The following is a 16924-nucleotide window of genomic DNA, read 5'->3' as shown; positions in this document are numbered from 1 at the left end:
TGAATGCTGAAGAAGTGGAGTTTACTTCTATTATCGGTATCTATATCCGGCTGTGGTGTGGTTTACCAAGGAGTGACTAACGGTGTTGATTCGATCAGTCAATCACAAGTATTTCGACAAGGTCGTCATGCACAGTTGACTGAAGAAGAGCTGATGTGGGCACAGACGGCGTGGAAGTACATTGATAACAACACGCAAGTCACTACAGGTTTGGTCAATAGTATTGATAATTTTCCAACTACCAACATGGCGGGTTTAGCGGATTACTTGATCTCTTTAATTGCGGCGAGAGAGTTTGAGTTTATCTCTAATAAAGAGTACGACGAGCGCCTAACGTTGGTACTGAGCTTCCTCAATAAGATGGATCTCAGTTATGGGCATGCCCCCAATAAAGTTTACAGCACTCAAAGTGGTGGAATGGTTAATTATGGCAATCAACCTCAAGATATAGGGTGGTCATCACTGGATGTTGGTCGCCTCTTAATCGCCCTTGCCATAGTTAAAAGACACTCTCCTGAATTCTCTGAATACGTTGATAAAGCAGTATTGCGCTGGAACTTTTGTGAGTTAATCAGCCTTGATGGTGAGCTCTATGGAAGCATGATTCAAGATGGTCAATTAATCCGATACAAAGAAGGTCGATTGGGTTTAGAAGAGTACACCTCTTATGGCTATTTAGATTGGCAAATTGTACCCGAAAAGGCGATGAACATTGATCCCTACGATGTAGCAACCATATACGATATTGATTTGATTTTTGATGGACGTGACCCTCGGGTGTTTAACGTCTTGCGTCCAATTTACTCAACACCTTATTTGTGGATGGGGCTTGAATTCAACTGGGACAAAGTTGGGGATACCACGTCAAGCGATTCTAAGCATACTAACAACACACTCGCAGCGATGGCCGACGCAATTTATCAAGTACAAGAGGCGCGTTGGGACAATGAGCGAATCTATACGGCGCGGGGTGAACATGTTGTTACCGGCGAACCATATTTTGTCTACGATGCTATCTATGGATTAGGTACGCCTTGGATAACACTCGCGGAAGACGGCTCTTCCCATGATGAGAAGGCACTGGTGTCAACGCGTGTCGCATTCCAAATGTGGGCGCTGTGGAAAACGGACTATACCGATCGATTGATGACATTGGTTAAAGAGCTCTACGACCCTCAACGTGGGTGGTATGAAGGGCGATATGAACTCACCAGCGCCTACGAAAAAAGCATCAGCTTGAAAACTAATGCAGGTGTACTTGAAGCGTTGTTGTATAAGCAGAGCGGTAAGCTTTACAAAGCAAATAAGTCTAAAGAGTATCGTGATGTGAAGTTTAACTCTCGTTTTGATCACCCTGGCAAATGTATGGTGGAGACATTCCGATGAGAAAGCTAATTGCACTTATCTTTTTTGTCATCTCCTGTCCTGTTTGGGCCATGAATCAAACGTCGATAGATTTACTTAGCACACCAACGCTTCTTCTTTCTCAAGGGCGTTACGCACAAGCAGCAACCTTAATGCATCAACAAGCCAATCGAGCGTTGAGCTTAGAGCATAAGATTGGCACTCAAGAAATGTGGCAGACAGCTGGGTTAGCTGATGCATTAGCGGCAATGGCGGCCGAGAAAGCAAAAGATCCCGCTGCCTATGAATACTGGTCAAACAGCGTTCGATACTTTTTGATGGGAGGCAGTAATTGGAATCAGTACAGCCAGCAACTGCTGATCGACTATAAAGCGTTTGACGCTCGGTTCTCCATCGCAACCAATTCTGGTGGACCAACCGCGTTTGTGGATGATGCATGGATCCAATTTGCTTCTTTGATTGATATTTGGGAGCAAAAGTTGGACTTTTTTAGATATGAATCTCCGTCAGCAGGGCTAATTCAAAAGCAACCAACTAATACACTTCCCACGCCAAGATCAGCGAAACCCTCTGGTGAGCAACTAAAACAGTACACGCCCAATAGTAAATTAATACTCAATAAGGACTTTTCTAACAAACAGACATTTGTTGTCGAGCCTACTGTTGAGCCTGTTCCTCAGCAGAAAACAACTCAGCCAGAGCAAGACCTAACAGGGCAAATCGTTACACCTAAAGGGTCAGTGCAAGGAATTGAAAGTACCACGCAGCAGCAATTCAGTGGTGGCGAGGTGAATTCGACAAAGGGAAGTTTCCATTCGCCAATTACCCCAGTTGTGTCACAAGCAAAAGCGCAGCAACAAGCGCAACAAGGAGCAACGAATGCATCGTCAAAACCTGGCGAAGCTTCGGTGAACCCAGTTGAGAGTAGTGATATATCAACTCAACCCCAAAAAGCAGTAACAGTAATGACACCACTTGGTACACCGGAACCAATCGTCGAAACAAACATTTCAATTAGCGAAGAAGTAAAACCTGTTACACAAGACAGTGGAGAGAGCAACAAGGGTAACTTAGGAGAAGAATCGACTTCATCTGCAGTTCAACCTGCGAGTGCTATACCCAAGGGAAATATTGGGCTTGCGCCAACCCCTGCAGTACAAGCCATTCAACGACGTAGTTTTGCTCCTACAGAAGATAATTAGTAATTAGTGGTGAAAAATTCATCGTATGTATTAGGCTTATTTATGTGTCTGAATGAATAAGCGAGTACGTCATGTTACTAACCAAAACATATTGTGCGATAGCGGTGTCTTTAGCGTTGACGAGCTCGTTTGTAAACGCAGAGAGTTTTGAGGATCCTCTGCGCACTTTTGACGAGAGTCGCTGGTGGTTGTCAGACGGATGGGAAAATGGCTTTCCCTTTCTGAGTCGTTGGGACGCACAATCTGCCACCTTCAATAAAAAGGGTTTGACGTTAACGCTAGCACCAGATGAAGAGCGTGATGCAGACGGAAATCTGACATTCTATGGGGGCGAGCTACGAAGCCATGAATTTTTCCCATATGGGTGTTATGAGATCGATATGAAGCCCGCGCGAGCTCCGGGTGTTGTGAGTTCATTTTTCTTATTCTCCGGGCCTTACGATAAGCCTGAAGGTGGGAGTGGTAAGCACAATGAGATCGATATAGAGTTTCTAGGGTCAAACACTAATATGGTTCAGCTTAACTTTTGGACCGATGATGATAGTTATACAAACTCACACGAGACACTGATCTTTCTCGGTTTTGATGCTTCGAAGGCGTTCCATCGTTATGGGATATATTGGGGCGAAGACCGTATAGAATGGTTTATTGATGGTCAGTTGGTTCTTCGTGTTAACAACAACCCGTATGACCCAACACCAAGCACCGATAGTTCTTACCTTAGAGTTATGGCGAACATCTGGGCGACTGATCCAGAGATTAGCAACTGGGCAGGTAAGTTCCGAGAGGACAAAGTTCGAGAATATCGTGCTAAGTATCGAAACTTTAGCTTCAAAGAAAATGAGAGGTGCGCAACAAAATAAACTCGCTAGCACTTTGATATGAATTAATATGCATACTAAGCTTTAGGTGAACATAATAACGTCACGCTAGGGAATATGTATGGATACTTCTTTGTCTACCGCTATTGAGCTACTCAATAAGTCAAACGAGCAGTTTGATTTGACTGAACCGCAACATCAAAAAAGTTTACTTAGGCTAGCAGAGCGTTTACTGCAACTTGATAAGCTTTCCATTCAAGATCTTAAAGATCTATCAACGCAATTCAACGCGCCACTTGAGTTCCAGCTTGCAGTGAAACTTGTCGAGTCACGCAAAGAGACACAATCTATCTGTCAGCCACTGAAGATCGGTGTGGTATTCGCTATGTGGGGTGAACACAATCGTCTCAATCCGAAATCGGCTAGCAACCCTAATGGTGAAGATTCATTAAGAACAAAGGTCGAACAGCTTAAGTGGGTGACGGAAGGAACCAACGTTGACTGGACACTTTACGCGGTAGATGACGGTTGTCCACACGGTAGCGCTGATATCGCTCTATCGATAAAAGAAACCTACGATGCAGGCACAAATGCTAAAGTAAAAGTGCTGAGGCTTGCAGAAGCACTACCTGTATCTGAGGGCGCATTGCGCAATCTGAAAAGCGCCGATGACTCTAGAAAAGGGGGGGCGATTATTCTGGGTTGTGAGCAGTCTTTAGAAGATGGCGTTGATGCTGTTCTTTATACTGATGCGGATAATTCGGTTCACCTAGGGCAACTAGGTCTAGCATTGGCACCATACAGCCGAGATGGTAAGCAAGTGGTGTTAGGTAACCGAAAACATGCTGATTCAATTTTGGTTAAGCAAGAAGAGCGCTGGGGCGTGGGCATTAAAACGTTACGCCATATGCAGCGAATGATTGGCGCGCAGATCTTTGACAGCGGTATCAAAGATACACAAGCGGCGTTCAAATTATATGGCCGAGGCATTCTAGAAAAAATTCTCGAAAACCCGACGGTATTTGATTTTTCGTTTGATACCGATTGGATTTTCGCTGCGATGGAATTTAACCAGCCAATTATTACCGTTCCATTTGCGTTCATCGACTCGGCTGCCGAATCGGCTTCCGTTGCTCAAGGCCCGATGACAACCTGGTATGTATTACTTGATGGGTTAGTAAAAGCAGCGAAAGCTCGCGGCAACTCTTATAGTGAAGAGATGGCGGATGTGTTTACACGTGAGATTAACTCGCATGAAGATCTTGAGTTGATCATCGATGTATTACCGCCAGAATTAGCCGCCGCTGGAGACAGTGATTTAGGTAATCCAAAAGTGATGTCACCGCAATCGGTAAAACATTGGATTAGCAGTGCCAAGTCGCTGAATGCAAGGGTCAGTGCGCCTGCTTAAATACAACTCAAATACAGCTTAAATTTATTTGTAGAGGAGTGAGCGTGTGCTTGCTCCTTTTTTATCTCATGGCGCAAAGTGTTGTTTGGAACAAGTTTGAAAGCACGGTCTAGTTCTTAGAGTACTAGAAAACAACACGGCTCTCGATATGAACGAGAGCCGCGATAAAATATTCATTAGTAACGCTCATTAGCGATTAGGCTATAAAGATAGCTGCTGATCAGTAGGCCGCGAGCACGTCTTCGATTTGCTGATTGATGACTTTCACTTCACTATAAATGACAGCCAAATCATCTTCCGATGGTGCAAGATCTTTAAGGGCGTTTTGCTCTACGTTCTCTAATGCCGAAGTCGCAGTCTCTTCACCGAAACTTACTAATATTCCTTTGAGCGTGTGAACAGTAAAGTGCAGCTTTCCCCAGTCTTTCTGAGCGACAAGCTCTTGAATCTCTTCTAATGAATTAGCGTGGTCTTCTTGATAGGTGGATAAAACCGCGAAAATCACATCTTTGTCATTATCTAAATAGGCATTTAACGCATCAAAATCTAGCATAGAGACTCCTGTCAGTTACATAGTGAAAGTGGGCTGGGCGGCTTGGTAGAAAACCCAGTTCTAGCAGATTCACTAATCCATTGATTCCATTTATGTGGCAATTCTAGCTTTTGTAGTTGCGCCATGAATTCGTTAGTAAGTTGTTCTTCTGTTTGAGTTTTATTGACGGCAAACAGATAGTCAAGTTTCGCGGCAACTGAATAAGGATAAGTGTGAATATAGTCTTTAAGTTGTTGTACGGAACCTAAACTGTCTATGTTGACGCAGTTGATAGGATTGGTATCACTACCAAGATAGGTTTGGTCATTGATTTCACCGCGGGCTTTAAGGAAGTCACCTAAGCCTTGATATAGCGAATACTCACCGTAAATATTCAGCAGTGGAAGTAGCTGACTCAACAAAACCGTAGGCGTTTCGTTTAATACATGGCAGAGCAATGCTGCAGCTCGGATTAGTTTTTGATGAGCCAGTTGGTGATTACCTTCAAGGTGCAGTACTTGGCACTGAAACACAGCGAGAGCGGCTAAAACCTGTTGCTGTTGATGCTGCGTTAACTTTAGATTTACTTGGTTGGTAAACTGATTCGCTTGTTCTAATAACGTGCGTTTATTAGCGATGCTATCTTCTTTCTCATAAGCCACTTGGAGTGAATGAAAGTAGTTGGAGATGGAGTTGATAACGTCGATATCTGCCGGCGAAATGTTGGTCGCATACATATGGCCCATCTTAATCAAGATTTGAGCGTTGTCTGCATTTTCGGCAAGATCGATAGCTCTTATCGCACGATGGCTAATACTTGGCGTCAGTTCAAATGCGCGGATTGCGAGCTTTAAAGCCGGGAGCAACATGTTGTGCTTCTCGTAGATGCAGCTCAAACAGTCAATCACATTAAGAGACAGTGGACGCGCGATCAGGTAGTTATGAAGTTTGTCTATTGCTTGTTGGGCTTTTCCGAGGCTATCGAGAACGAGTGCTTCAGCGACCAGTTTTGTTGGGTGCATGTTTGTCGCTGATTCACGGAGTACATAAGCCAATAGCTCCCATTGCTCGGTTCCTATTAGGTGTTCGATCAAACTCGCTTCGTATTGAACACTTTTTTGGGTATGGGGAACAGATAACGCTTGTTGTAATGCAGAAGGGGAGTCTATCGGATAATACTGTTTTTGTTGGGTTATTTGGTGGGACTCTTCAACCGCAAGACTGATCTTATGACCGAGTATCGGTGTTTTAATTGGCTTAGATATAAAGTGGTGGGCCTCGCCAGATAAGGCGGTTAATACCGTTTCTTGACGCATATCGCCCGATAGCAGAATCGTAGCGACGGTATGATCGATTAATCTTTTGCGATAAAGGATGCCAAGTAACTCAAACCCGGTAAATGTCTGCTCAAGATGATAATCAATCAAAAGTACATCTAAGGTATGTCTCTCCACGGTTCTTATGGCTTGGCGATAGTCCGTGGCGATATAGATTTTGTCGTGCGAGATTCCAAGGCTAACTAATTGCTGCTTAATAAGTATGGTGGCACTTTTTGAATCATCGACAATCAAAATGCTGAGTTCTGGCGGCAACTTCATTGTCATTGTTCTCGCTATCCTAGCTCTACTGTCCTTATAAAGAATTTAGGTGTCTAGATGCATAATGTCAAGCGAGTACAAATGACAGTGTTGTGGTTTTAAGACATTGGTAATATTCAAGATTATGTAAAGTTATTCGTATTTTGTTGGGACTCGTTCATCCATGAACGTATTCAGACTATTAATCCTTCATATTCAATATCAGAAAGGAAGCGAATGCGAGAAACGCGGTCATCATCAAAAACACATCATTGTATGCCATGATTGCTGCGTCACGCTGCATGGTACCGAGTAGACTGGCTTGAGCTTGCTGCATTGCTGTAGCTGCATCGCTTCCTGATTGCATAAAGAATGCTTGTTGCTGCTGCAAAGTTTGCCAACCAAGTTGACTCACTGAAGGTAGCGACTCTTTGATGTGCGCTAAGTGCTCGCGCGTTTTGTTGTCCAATAACGTTGCTATTATGGCGATACTAAACGCGCCACCTAAGTTGCGCATAACGTTAGTGAGCGTTGATGCGTCTGGTGTGTCCATTTTGCTAATATTCTTCATCGCTACGAGTGACAGTGGGACCATAATAAATGGGCTACCTATCGCGCGTAGAACCATAGATAGAATCAACTGCTGCCCACCAAAATCAACCGTCATGTGGGTGTTTACGTAACAACTCAAACCAAACATAGCAAAACCAAATGTGACTAGGTATTTGGGTTTTATGATTTGCGTAAGCTTTGGCACCAGCGGAAATATCAACAACTGTGGAAAGCCCATCCACATCAATACTTCACCAATTTCCATCGCGTTGTATTGCTGTATCTGAGTGAGATACATCGGCAGCACATAAATGGAACCAAGAAGAGCCATACCTAAAATCAGATAGGCAATGCAAGACATCGCGAACTGTGGATCTTTGAGTAAACGCAAATTAACCAAAGGTTTCTTATGTTGTAGTTCATTGATGATGAAATAAACCAAACTCACTGCTGATATGATCGCAAGTGTTACAATGAAGCTTGAGCTAAACCACTCTTCACGATTACCTTCTTCTAACACCACTTCTAAGCAACCGAGTCCAAGCGCCATAGTAGCAATACCAAACCAATCCGCCTTTTTTAACGACCCTAAATCTAGTTTTTCGTCATCAAGCCCATAGCGAATCATGGTGATCACCAAGAGTGCTGGTGGAATGTTGATGTAAAAAATGTAGTGCCAAGATAGGTTCTCAGTAAGCCAACCGCCAAACGTTGGTCCAATAGAGGGGGCAAACGTTGCTGTCACGCCAAACAGTGCCATTCCGACTGCACGCTTATTTAGAGGCAGAAGTTGGATGACTAGTGAAAACGCGAGCGGAATTAACGCACCGCCACTGAAGCCTTGCATCGCGCGAAATACGATCATCGATGTCATGTTCCACGAGAATGAACAGAGCAGTGACGACAGCGTGAATATCGCCGTTGTCCAAGTGAGATAACGGCGTTTGCCTAGTGCTTTGGATAGCCAGCCACTGAGTGGAATCGCTATCATTTCTGCGACTAAGTATGACGTAGAGATCCAAGAACTCTCATCTAGGGTTGCAGAAAGCGCGCCTTGTATGTCTTTAAGTGATGAATTGGTGATCTGAATGTCTAAGATCGCCATAAAAGCACCAATCAGGCCGCCAAATAAAGCGATCCAGTGGCGTGTTGGAACCTCAGAGTTTTCAGACTCATTTAGAGAGGAATAGGTGGCAACGTCACTCATCGAATTACCCTCGAGTATCGATTGTTGCTACTACAGATAAACCGGGCAACAGGCGACCGCTAAGCTCTTCTTGATCCGGTATCGTGATTTTGACAGGAACACGTTGGACGATTTTGGTGAAGTTACCGGTAGCGTTTTCTGGCGGCAATAACGCGAACTTAGCGCCAGTTGCAGGCGAGAAACTGTCAACTTTGCCTTTAAGTGGGTGACCAGGAAAAGCATCCAGTTCAATCTCTACGCTTTGACCTTGGTGAATACCACTCAGTTGCGTCTCTTTGAAATTGGCTTCAATCCAAATATCACCGTTCGGCACCAAACTCATCAGTGGTGTGCCCGCCTGAACCAATAGCCCTTCGCGTACACTTCTTTTGCCAATGACACCAGATGCTGGCGCATATACCTTGGTGTAGTCGAGATTAACTTGAGCTTGGTCGCGTTGAGCGATGGCTTCTGTTACAGACGCTTTGGCCTGTTCAATTTCACTATCAATGACTGTGAGCTGGTCATTGGTGGCAACAAGGTTTGCTTTGGCTTCTTCAAGCGCAGCCAGTGCGACCTTTTGTTGGGCTAACATGCTGTCGACTTCATCTTGAGAAGCGTAGTTACGGGTCAATAAACTGCGTGAGCGCTGTGTTTGTTGGAGAGCTCGTTCGTATTCAGCCGTTGCCGAATCAACACGACTCTCAGCTTGAAGAATCTGACTATTCTGCAGAGTTCTTTGAGCCAAAAGGTTAGTCACGTCCGTTTTAACGACGTTTAGATGAGCATTGGCTTGGCTGAGTGCTATTTGATAGTCGCGATCATCGATTTCGACGAGTAGATCGCCTTTATTAACAACCTGGTTATCATGAACATGGGAAGTGATGATATAGCCGGATACTTTTGGGCTGATGTTAGTGATGTCGCCCTGTAGGTATGCGTTGTCAGTTGATTCAAAATACTGTCCATAGCCATACCAGTAACCACCGCCACCAAGACCAAGCGTTAGCATGATTGCAGTTGCGATCAGTGGTGCTTTGTTTCGTTTCTTTTTTGTTGTTTGAGCTATTGGCGCTGAATCAGTCATTTCTTTTCGATCTCGTTTTTATAGATGTAACGAATTGTAAATGAAATCGATTGGTTGATAAGATAGGAAAAATAAGAATCACTGTTGCATAAATCTTACTAATTAAATGTCGAGGGTAGCGATGGATCTCAATGCGGTGACCGTTTTCGTACAAGTCGTTGAATGTGGTAGTTTCACTCACGCGGCTGAAGCGTTGAACATGACAAAATCGACAGTAAGTCGTAAGTTGGCTGAGTTAGAACAGCATCTAGGTGTGAGGTTGATCACACGTTCGACACGCAGTTTAGTTTTAACCTCTGAGGGTGAACACTTCTATACATCGAGTCAGCAAATGCTAGAAATCATGAGCCAAGCAGAGCTAGAAGTGACAGCGAATCAAGATTTAATACGAGGTCCATTGCGCGTTGTGTTTCCTGTTGAGCTCGGTCAGCAAGTTTTGGCTCCATACATACATCAATTTCTCCTCGAACACCCAAATGTCACAATGAATTTGGAGCTAACTAACCGTGAAGTCGATATTGTCGGGGAGGGGATCGATGTGTACGCGCAGATTGGAGAACTTGTGGATTCAAGCTTAGTCTCGCGATATTTGGCTACATCAAATCGGGTAATCGTTGCTAGCCCTAAGTATTTAGATAGGTTTGGCGGCATCGATTCCCATTTGGATCTAGTTCCACCACATAAGATGGTTCATGTATCTAACAAAGCAGCCCGAGTTCCTAAGCTTACGGTTACGCCACCAAGCGGAGAACCGGTTCCAATCGAGCTGCCATATCAACTTAGAGTCAACACAGTAACGGCATGTTTGAGCGCTTGTCTTGATGGATTAGGGATTGCAGTCTTACCGGAGTTCATTTGTCGCGAGCATTTTGAATCTAATAAGTTGGTTCAGTTATTGCCCGATTACACGATGCCGGGAGTAACACTGAGTTTGGTTTATGCAGAAAGGCAACTCATGCCAAAGCGCAAGAAAGTGTTTATCGACTATATCCTGAATGCGTCTAATAATGGAAAGAGGCGTTAAGATTGCGTTCAATTGCTATATTTCTTCAATGAAATATTCCCATATCAATAATTAATTACAAACTTAAAAGAATTGTTAATGGTTATATTTGGTGTGAGTTCTATTTGTTCTTATTATGGTTTTATTTGTTGATGTAATTTCAACCAAATAATAAATGCGGAGAATATCACATTGATTTTATTGTTGAGTTAAATGTATACAGTTGATTTTTATAACTTTTGTTACTTGTTAAAACAAATTTTGGTAACGATTGTTTTGGTGTAAGTGGTTGTTTTTATTTTGTTTTTGCTATTTTTATAAAGTCCAATTGAAATGTGTTTAATATGTAAAATTGTGACTTTAATTCCTTTCAAAAAAACTTTGTCTTTAATTGATCTCTTGAATAACTATTATTTTCTTAGTTTTCGTAACGAAAATAGTGCAACGTGATTCAAGCAGTGGTGCTTTGAATTATCACGTTAGTAAAACGTAAAATAATAAATGTAGAGAGTTAAAAGTGACTGCAAATAAAAATATACTAAAGCTAGCAGTAAGCATGGCCCTGTTCTCAGGCATGTCTACCACAGCACACGCTCACGGTTGGTCAGAGTTTCCAAGCGCACGTCAGAACATCTGTTATGAACAGGGTGGTATTTGGTCTGGTAATCCGCCAAACGCAGCCTGTGCCAACGCAAAAGATATTTCAGGTACTTACCCTTTTGTTCAACGCAATGAGTACGCAAAAAATATCACTGATTTCAACAATATGAATGCGGTTCGCGCTGCCATTCCTGATGGCACACTTTGTTACGCAAATGACCCTCAAAAGCAAGGTATGGGTGCACCTCATACTGGTTGGACTCGTACAGAGTTGAATGCAGGGACATTTGAGTTTGTGTTTAACGCAACGGCACCTCACAACCCATCATTTTGGGAGTTCTATCTAACTAAGCCGAACGCTGATTTAAGTAAAGCACTGGCTTGGAGCGATCTAGATCTGATTCAAACGGAAGGTAATGTCCCAGTAAATGGCGGCAAGTATCGTATGGATGTCACTATCCCATCTGACCGTTCTGGTGATGCAATCTTATTTGTTCGTTGGCAGCGTGATGATGCGGCTGGTGAAGGCTTCTACAACTGTTCTGATATCACCATTGTAAATGGAGAAACACCACCACCAGAGCCAGGCCCACAACCCGATCTTGTTCGTGGCGATCTCTACATTCCAACAGATTTCGCGACTCCAGTCGTTGGCGATATCGTGCAATACGACATCATCAATAAGTATGGTGACGTAGCTCGAAGCTTTGATATTAAGATTGATGCTTCAAACCTCAATGACTGGGAACGTCTGCTCGCCTCTGAAATCAATGGCTGGCACGAAGAGTTTAAAGATGGGGCTGTCTTCATCGGTGACTGGCATGCTGAGATGGAACATTACATGTACTTCCAAAATGATCCATCACGCAATTTCTTTAACTCTAAAGATAGCCGTGCCTCAGGTAAGCTGACGCTGATTAAAGACGGTGATGGCAACGTCGAGCCATTAGCTGGCGATATCTACGAACTCGTTAAGAGCGATAAAGTCGTCGATGCGGGTGATAAGGTTGTCATTGCAACTGAAGAGCCTGCAACCTTTACTCAGACATCTGGTACATCGGTAACGATTGAGAATAACGGTACAGCTTCAGTGCTAATTGATACTGCGCCTGTTACTCAAAACGAAACGTTAACCTTCACGGCAAGCGCGATTAACAGTGAGCGCGTAGAGACCTTCAGTTTTGAAGTAATTGCAGATGACGAGGTAACGCCTCCACCTACACCGACTCCAGATCCAGACGAAGGTGATGCTTGGAGTGCGACGAAGACTTACCTTGGTGGCGAGATCGTAACTTACGCAGACCAAAACTGGAAAGCTCAATGGTGGGTTCAAGGTGGTGACAATCCACAAGCTACCTACGAAAAAGACCAATGGGGTGTTTGGCGTCCAGCTAACTAATCTGGTTGATTGACGAAAAGTGTAAAAAGCAGAGTTGTGTCATTGCAACTCTGCTTTTTTGATCATGGTGCCGTTGATTTCGGATACTGTAAATCTTGCGCGTCGAAGGTGTTTAATTTGATCTAACCAGTAGCTTTGTGTAGCACGCCTTGTTCCCAACATTTCTTTTTCTTATCATCAACTTCCGAATAAAGTTAATGCATGATTAGGTGCGGTTATGAAGTTTCTGTGGTTAAAAATTTTGGTTACGGTCTTAGTGTTCGCTGGCTTATTTGGCTTGGTGTATTACAAGGTGATGAGTGGGATTTCGTAGAATTTAATCAGTCGAAAGTGTGGATCTGTCTCGACTCTATAAAAACAGCATAAGGATAAACAATGCACAAAGTAGTTATAGTTACAGGTGGTGGGCGCGGCATTGGCGCAGCAACAGCCAGTTTACTCGCGACTAAAGGTTATCGCGTTTGTGTTAACTATCGAAAAGATCACGCGGCGGCGAATGCCATTGTCGCTGAGATCAACGCTAATGGCGGCACGGCTATCGCACATCAGGCTGATGTTTCCATCGAAGATGAAGTGATTGCGATGTTTGAGTCGGTAAGACAGCAGTTCGGACAAGTTACACACTTAGTCAATAATGCCGGGATACTATTCACGCAGTCTCGTTTAGTCGATATTGACTATGCTCGTTTTAATAAGGTAATGACAACAAACGTAGGCAGTTGCTTTCTGTGTTGTAAGGCCTTTATTAACCAACTTGATGGACCTGGAGCAATTGTTAATGTCTCTTCTGCTGCCTCTCGTATTGGTGCTCCGTTTGAATACATTGATTATGCCGCTTCTAAAGGCGCAATGGACTCTTTAACAAAAGGTCTTTCGCTAGAAATGGCGGAGCAAGGCATTCGAGTAAACGGTGTTCGGCCTGGATGTATTTATACGGATATGCATGCTGATGGCGGAGAGCCTGATCGTGTTGACCGCTTGGCACCAAACCTTCCTTTAAAAAGAGGGGGCACACCTTTAGAAGTAGCTGAGTCAATTGCTTGGTTACTGTCCGATGAAGCATCTTACGTAACGGGAACCTTTATTGATATTGCAGGTGGTCGTTAGTCATGGATAAGCAGTAACTCACTCGGTTAAATTATGCGTGCTTATTCATCCGTAGCCCTTATTAACGGAACTAGGCGCGCATATGTATATCACTGCTCAATTTATTACAGATGCATTTGGTTGCGTGTTGCGAGCTGGTAATTGATTTGTGTTATGGATGTAAATGCTTATTTGTTGCGCACTGGTAGATGATTTATTTGTGTTTGGATCAAGTTTGCGTAGATAAAAGCGATATGGAATAAAAAGTTAGTTGAAGTAACTTTTGTTTTTATTGATAATTAATGCGTCTTTTGTGAATAAAAATTATATCATGTCTCAAGCATCTTCTATTTCTTCTTTGGAGAAATCCAAATCATGGCAATTGCCTGATACTCTCATTCTTATCTTCCTTATCGGTATCTTCGCAGCAGCAGCAACGTACTTCATCCCTGCGGGTACCTTTGAAAGCCAAGACGTTACATTCATGGTCGATGGCGCAGAAAAGACACGCAGCGTTATTGACCCTGCATCTTTTAGCTACGCAACTGACGAGAACGGCGAGTTGGTCTACAACACCGTAGGGTTCTTCGCATCTGGTGGTGGCATCGGCCTGATGAACTTCCCATTTGAGGGCTTAGTGTCAGGCTCGAAATGGGGCAGTGCGATTGGCGTTATCATGTTCATGCTGATCATTGGCGGCTCATTTGGCGTCGTGATTCGCACAGGTACTATCGATAACGGTATTCTTCATCTGATCAACAAAACCAAAGGTAGTGAAGCACTGTTTATCCCAGTGTTGTTCCTCCTGTTCTCGTTGGGTGGAGCGGTATTTGGTATGGGTGAAGAGGCTGTGGCCTTTGCCATTATCATTGCACCGCTGATGGTTCGCCTTGGCTACGACAGTATTACTACCGTAATGGTAACGTATGTTGCGACACAGATTGGTTTTGCAACGTCTTGGATGAACCCTTTCTCCGTTGCTATCGCGCAAGGTATCGCGGGCATCCCAGTTCTTTCTGGTATGACTTTCCGTATGGTGATGTGGGCATGTTTCACGGTAATTGGTATCGGCTTCACGATGCTTTACGCGGCTCGTATTAAGGCAAACCCTGAATCGTCGTTTACGTTCGCGACAGACAAGCATTTCCGTAAACAAGAAGCAGACGATCAAGTCGTAGCAAAATGGTCATTTGCAGACTCATTGGTCATGCTGACGGTGATTGGTACAACGGCTTGGGTTATCTACGGTGTTGTTGCTCACGCATGGTACATTCCAGAGATCGCTTCTCAGTTCTTCACCATGGGCTTTATCGTTGCAATCATTGGCGCAATTTTCCGCCTTAACGGTATGACCCTTAATGATGCCGCTGACGCGTTTAAAGAGGGTGCAGGAATGATGCTTGCACCAGCGCTGTTAGTTGGTTGTGCGAAAGGTGTACTGCTGATCCTTGGTGGTGGCTCTGGTAGCGAAGCGAGCGTGCTGAACTCAGTTCTAAACAGCGCAGGTTCATTCATTAGTGGCTTACCAGACGTCATGGCAGCGTGGTTAATGTTTGTATTCCAATCGGTATTCAACTTCTTTGTCACGTCCGGTTCGGGCCAAGCAGCTCTCACTATGCCTCTGCTATCACCATTGGCTGATATTGCGGGTGTAACACGTCAAGTTGCGGTACTGGCATTCCAGTTGGGCGACGGCTTCACAAACATCATTGTACCGACGTCGGCTTCACTAATGGCAACGCTAGGTGTATGTCGCATTGATTGGGGCGTATGGGTTAAGTTCTGTGGTCGCTTTATTGGCCTGCTGTTTGTATTAGCAAGTGTGGTGGTTATTGCCGCGCACCTAATGGGCTTTGCTTAATCATTGAAAAGTAATTCGCGATCCCGAATTTGCTAGACGACTTATATTACACTACGACCAAAGGCGAGCTGAGACTCGCCTTTGTTGTTTTATCACTATTATTGGAATTCGATATGTCAGAAATGACGACACATAATCAAGCGCAGACTTTGGAATATCTTCACTCACTTAATGTCGATGAATTACCCGCTGGCGATCATAGCTTGAACTTTGCCGTGGCGACCAACGCTATGGGTCAATGGCAGTACTTACCTGTCCGCGTATTTAAAGGAAAGAGCACAGGCAAAAAGGTAGTAATCACCGCGGGTGTTCATGGTGATGAGCAAAACGGCATCATGACAGCGATGAAAGTGGCTCAACGTCTTGTTGAACAAGACATTGCAGGTTGCGTGACCATTGTACCGACAATCAACATGAGTGGTATCTTGAATCATAGCCGCAACTTTTTTCCTGTCGATCCAGATACATCACCATCAAACCTCAATCGTTTCTTTCCAGGGAATGTAGAAGGAAATGAAGTTGAGCGCTACTTGGGTACCTTATGGAACAAGCTGCTTCGACCAAACGCAGACATCGCGATTGATCTTCACACGCAAACGACTGGTACGTGCTATCCACTCTATATCTTTGCTGACTATCGAATTGAAAAAGCGAAGCAGATGGCAACCTTAATGAATCCTGACGTGATCTTAAACGATCCGGGCGAGAAAGGGGTTTTAGAGACAGCGTGGAACACACGTGGCGTACCAAGTATTACAGTGGAAGTGGGCTCAGGTCGCTACTTTGAACGTGAACTCGTTGAACGTGCCGCTCAAGGTGTAATGAATATCTTAGTCACTGAAGGCGTGATCCAAGGCGAAGTTGACTCTTTAAATACACCTTTGGAAGGCAGCAAAATTATCAGCGTAAAAGCGCAACAAGGCGGTTTTGTTGAGCCACAGGTGTCATTGATGCAGAAGGTCGAGCAGGGCGATCTGTTGGCGATCCAATATGACGCGTTAGGTAACGAGCTACTCCGTTATACTGCACCTGAATCTGGCATAGTTCTAAGCCACAACCTAGAAACGTTGCGCGCGCCTGGCTCATTGGTCGTGCGTCTGATTAAGTAATCACGCGTTTAATTATAGGGGAACTTTAGTTTGCCCTAAATCGGCTCACGCTTTTGTTTAGAGCGTGAGCTTTTTAATCTCAATCCCCATCGATCCCAATCTTTCTTTTGACGTCTGCTGTTCACGTTTTCTG

Annotated in this window: 13 protein-coding genes; 9 read left to right on the top strand and 4 right to left on the bottom strand. The window is 44.1% G+C overall.

Features of this window, described 5'->3' with window-relative positions; all coding sequences use genetic code 11:
* Window positions 1–3: 3 nt before the first annotated feature.
* From OCV50_RS20050 to OCV50_RS20035, 4 genes are all read left to right on the top strand, one after another.
* Complete coding sequence (locus tag OCV50_RS20050; protein WP_261904403.1) at window positions 4–1386, top strand: DUF3131 domain-containing protein; 1383 nt, start codon at window positions 4–6, stop codon at window positions 1384–1386.
* A complete protein-coding gene (locus OCV50_RS20045) occupies window positions 1383–2567 on the top strand; it encodes a hypothetical protein (RefSeq protein ID WP_261904402.1) in 1185 nt (394 codons plus the stop codon). Before OCV50_RS20050 ends, OCV50_RS20045 begins: the two co-directional genes overlap by 4 nt.
* Before the next feature lie 71 nt (window positions 2568–2638).
* Complete coding sequence (locus OCV50_RS20040) at window positions 2639–3430, top strand: family 16 glycosylhydrolase (RefSeq protein WP_261904401.1); 792 nt, start codon at window positions 2639–2641, stop codon at window positions 3428–3430.
* A gap of 79 nt (window positions 3431–3509) precedes the next feature.
* Complete coding sequence (locus OCV50_RS20035; RefSeq protein WP_261904400.1) at window positions 3510–4799, top strand: glycosyltransferase family protein; 1290 nt, start codon at window positions 3510–3512, stop codon at window positions 4797–4799.
* Between the two features lie 220 nt (window positions 4800–5019).
* On the opposite strand, the gene OCV50_RS20030 is transcribed toward OCV50_RS20035, so the two are convergent.
* The 4 genes from OCV50_RS20030 to OCV50_RS20015 form a co-directional block, all read right to left on the bottom strand.
* Entirely contained in the window at window positions 5020–5352 is a 333-nt protein-coding gene (locus OCV50_RS20030; RefSeq protein WP_261904399.1) for an Hpt domain-containing protein, read from the bottom strand.
* A gap of 11 nt (window positions 5353–5363) precedes the next feature.
* Window positions 5364–6935 carry a response regulator gene (locus tag OCV50_RS20025; protein ID WP_261904398.1) on the bottom strand — a complete coding sequence of 524 codons (1572 nt, stop codon included), beginning with the start codon at window positions 6933–6935 and terminating at the stop codon, window positions 5364–5366.
* 175 nt (window positions 6936–7110) lie between these two features.
* On the bottom strand, window positions 7111–8667 hold the full coding sequence (locus OCV50_RS20020; RefSeq protein ID WP_261904397.1) for a DHA2 family efflux MFS transporter permease subunit: 1557 nt from the start codon (window positions 8665–8667) through the stop codon (window positions 7111–7113).
* Between the two features lie 4 nt (window positions 8668–8671).
* A complete protein-coding gene (locus OCV50_RS20015) occupies window positions 8672–9733 on the bottom strand; it encodes an HlyD family secretion protein (RefSeq protein ID WP_239840096.1) in 1062 nt (353 codons plus the stop codon).
* 121 nt (window positions 9734–9854) lie between these two features.
* On the opposite strand from OCV50_RS20015, the gene OCV50_RS20010 reads away from it, so the two are divergent.
* The 5 genes from OCV50_RS20010 to OCV50_RS19990 all read left to right on the top strand — a co-directional run bounded on the left by OCV50_RS20010 (window position 9855) and on the right by OCV50_RS19990 (window position 16791).
* Window positions 9855–10757 carry a LysR family transcriptional regulator gene (locus OCV50_RS20010; protein ID WP_261904396.1) on the top strand — a complete coding sequence of 301 codons (903 nt, stop codon included), beginning with the start codon at window positions 9855–9857 and terminating at the stop codon, window positions 10755–10757.
* Between the two features lie 535 nt (window positions 10758–11292).
* Window positions 11293–12735 (top strand): lytic polysaccharide monooxygenase, encoded by a 1443-nt coding sequence (locus tag OCV50_RS20005; RefSeq protein WP_261905243.1) that lies wholly within the window; start codon window positions 11293–11295, stop codon window positions 12733–12735.
* 375 nt (window positions 12736–13110) lie between these two features.
* A complete protein-coding gene (locus OCV50_RS20000) occupies window positions 13111–13842 on the top strand; it encodes an SDR family oxidoreductase (RefSeq protein WP_261904395.1) in 732 nt (243 codons plus the stop codon).
* A 310-nt stretch (window positions 13843–14152) separates the two neighbouring features.
* On the top strand, window positions 14153–15682 hold the full coding sequence (gene yfcC, locus OCV50_RS19995; RefSeq protein WP_261904394.1) for a putative basic amino acid antiporter YfcC: 1530 nt from the start codon (window positions 14153–14155) through the stop codon (window positions 15680–15682).
* A gap of 122 nt (window positions 15683–15804) precedes the next feature.
* Complete coding sequence (locus OCV50_RS19990; protein ID WP_261905242.1) at window positions 15805–16791, top strand: succinylglutamate desuccinylase/aspartoacylase family protein; 987 nt, start codon at window positions 15805–15807, stop codon at window positions 16789–16791.
* Window positions 16792–16924 lie beyond the last annotated feature (133 nt).

Origin of the sequence: Vibrio fortis (genome assembly GCF_024347475.1) — a bacterium.
Classification (GTDB): Bacteria; Pseudomonadota; Gammaproteobacteria; order Enterobacterales; family Vibrionaceae; genus Vibrio; species Vibrio fortis.
The sequence above is the reverse complement of the archived record's forward strand: the minus strand, read 5'-3'. Positions and strand labels throughout refer to the sequence as shown.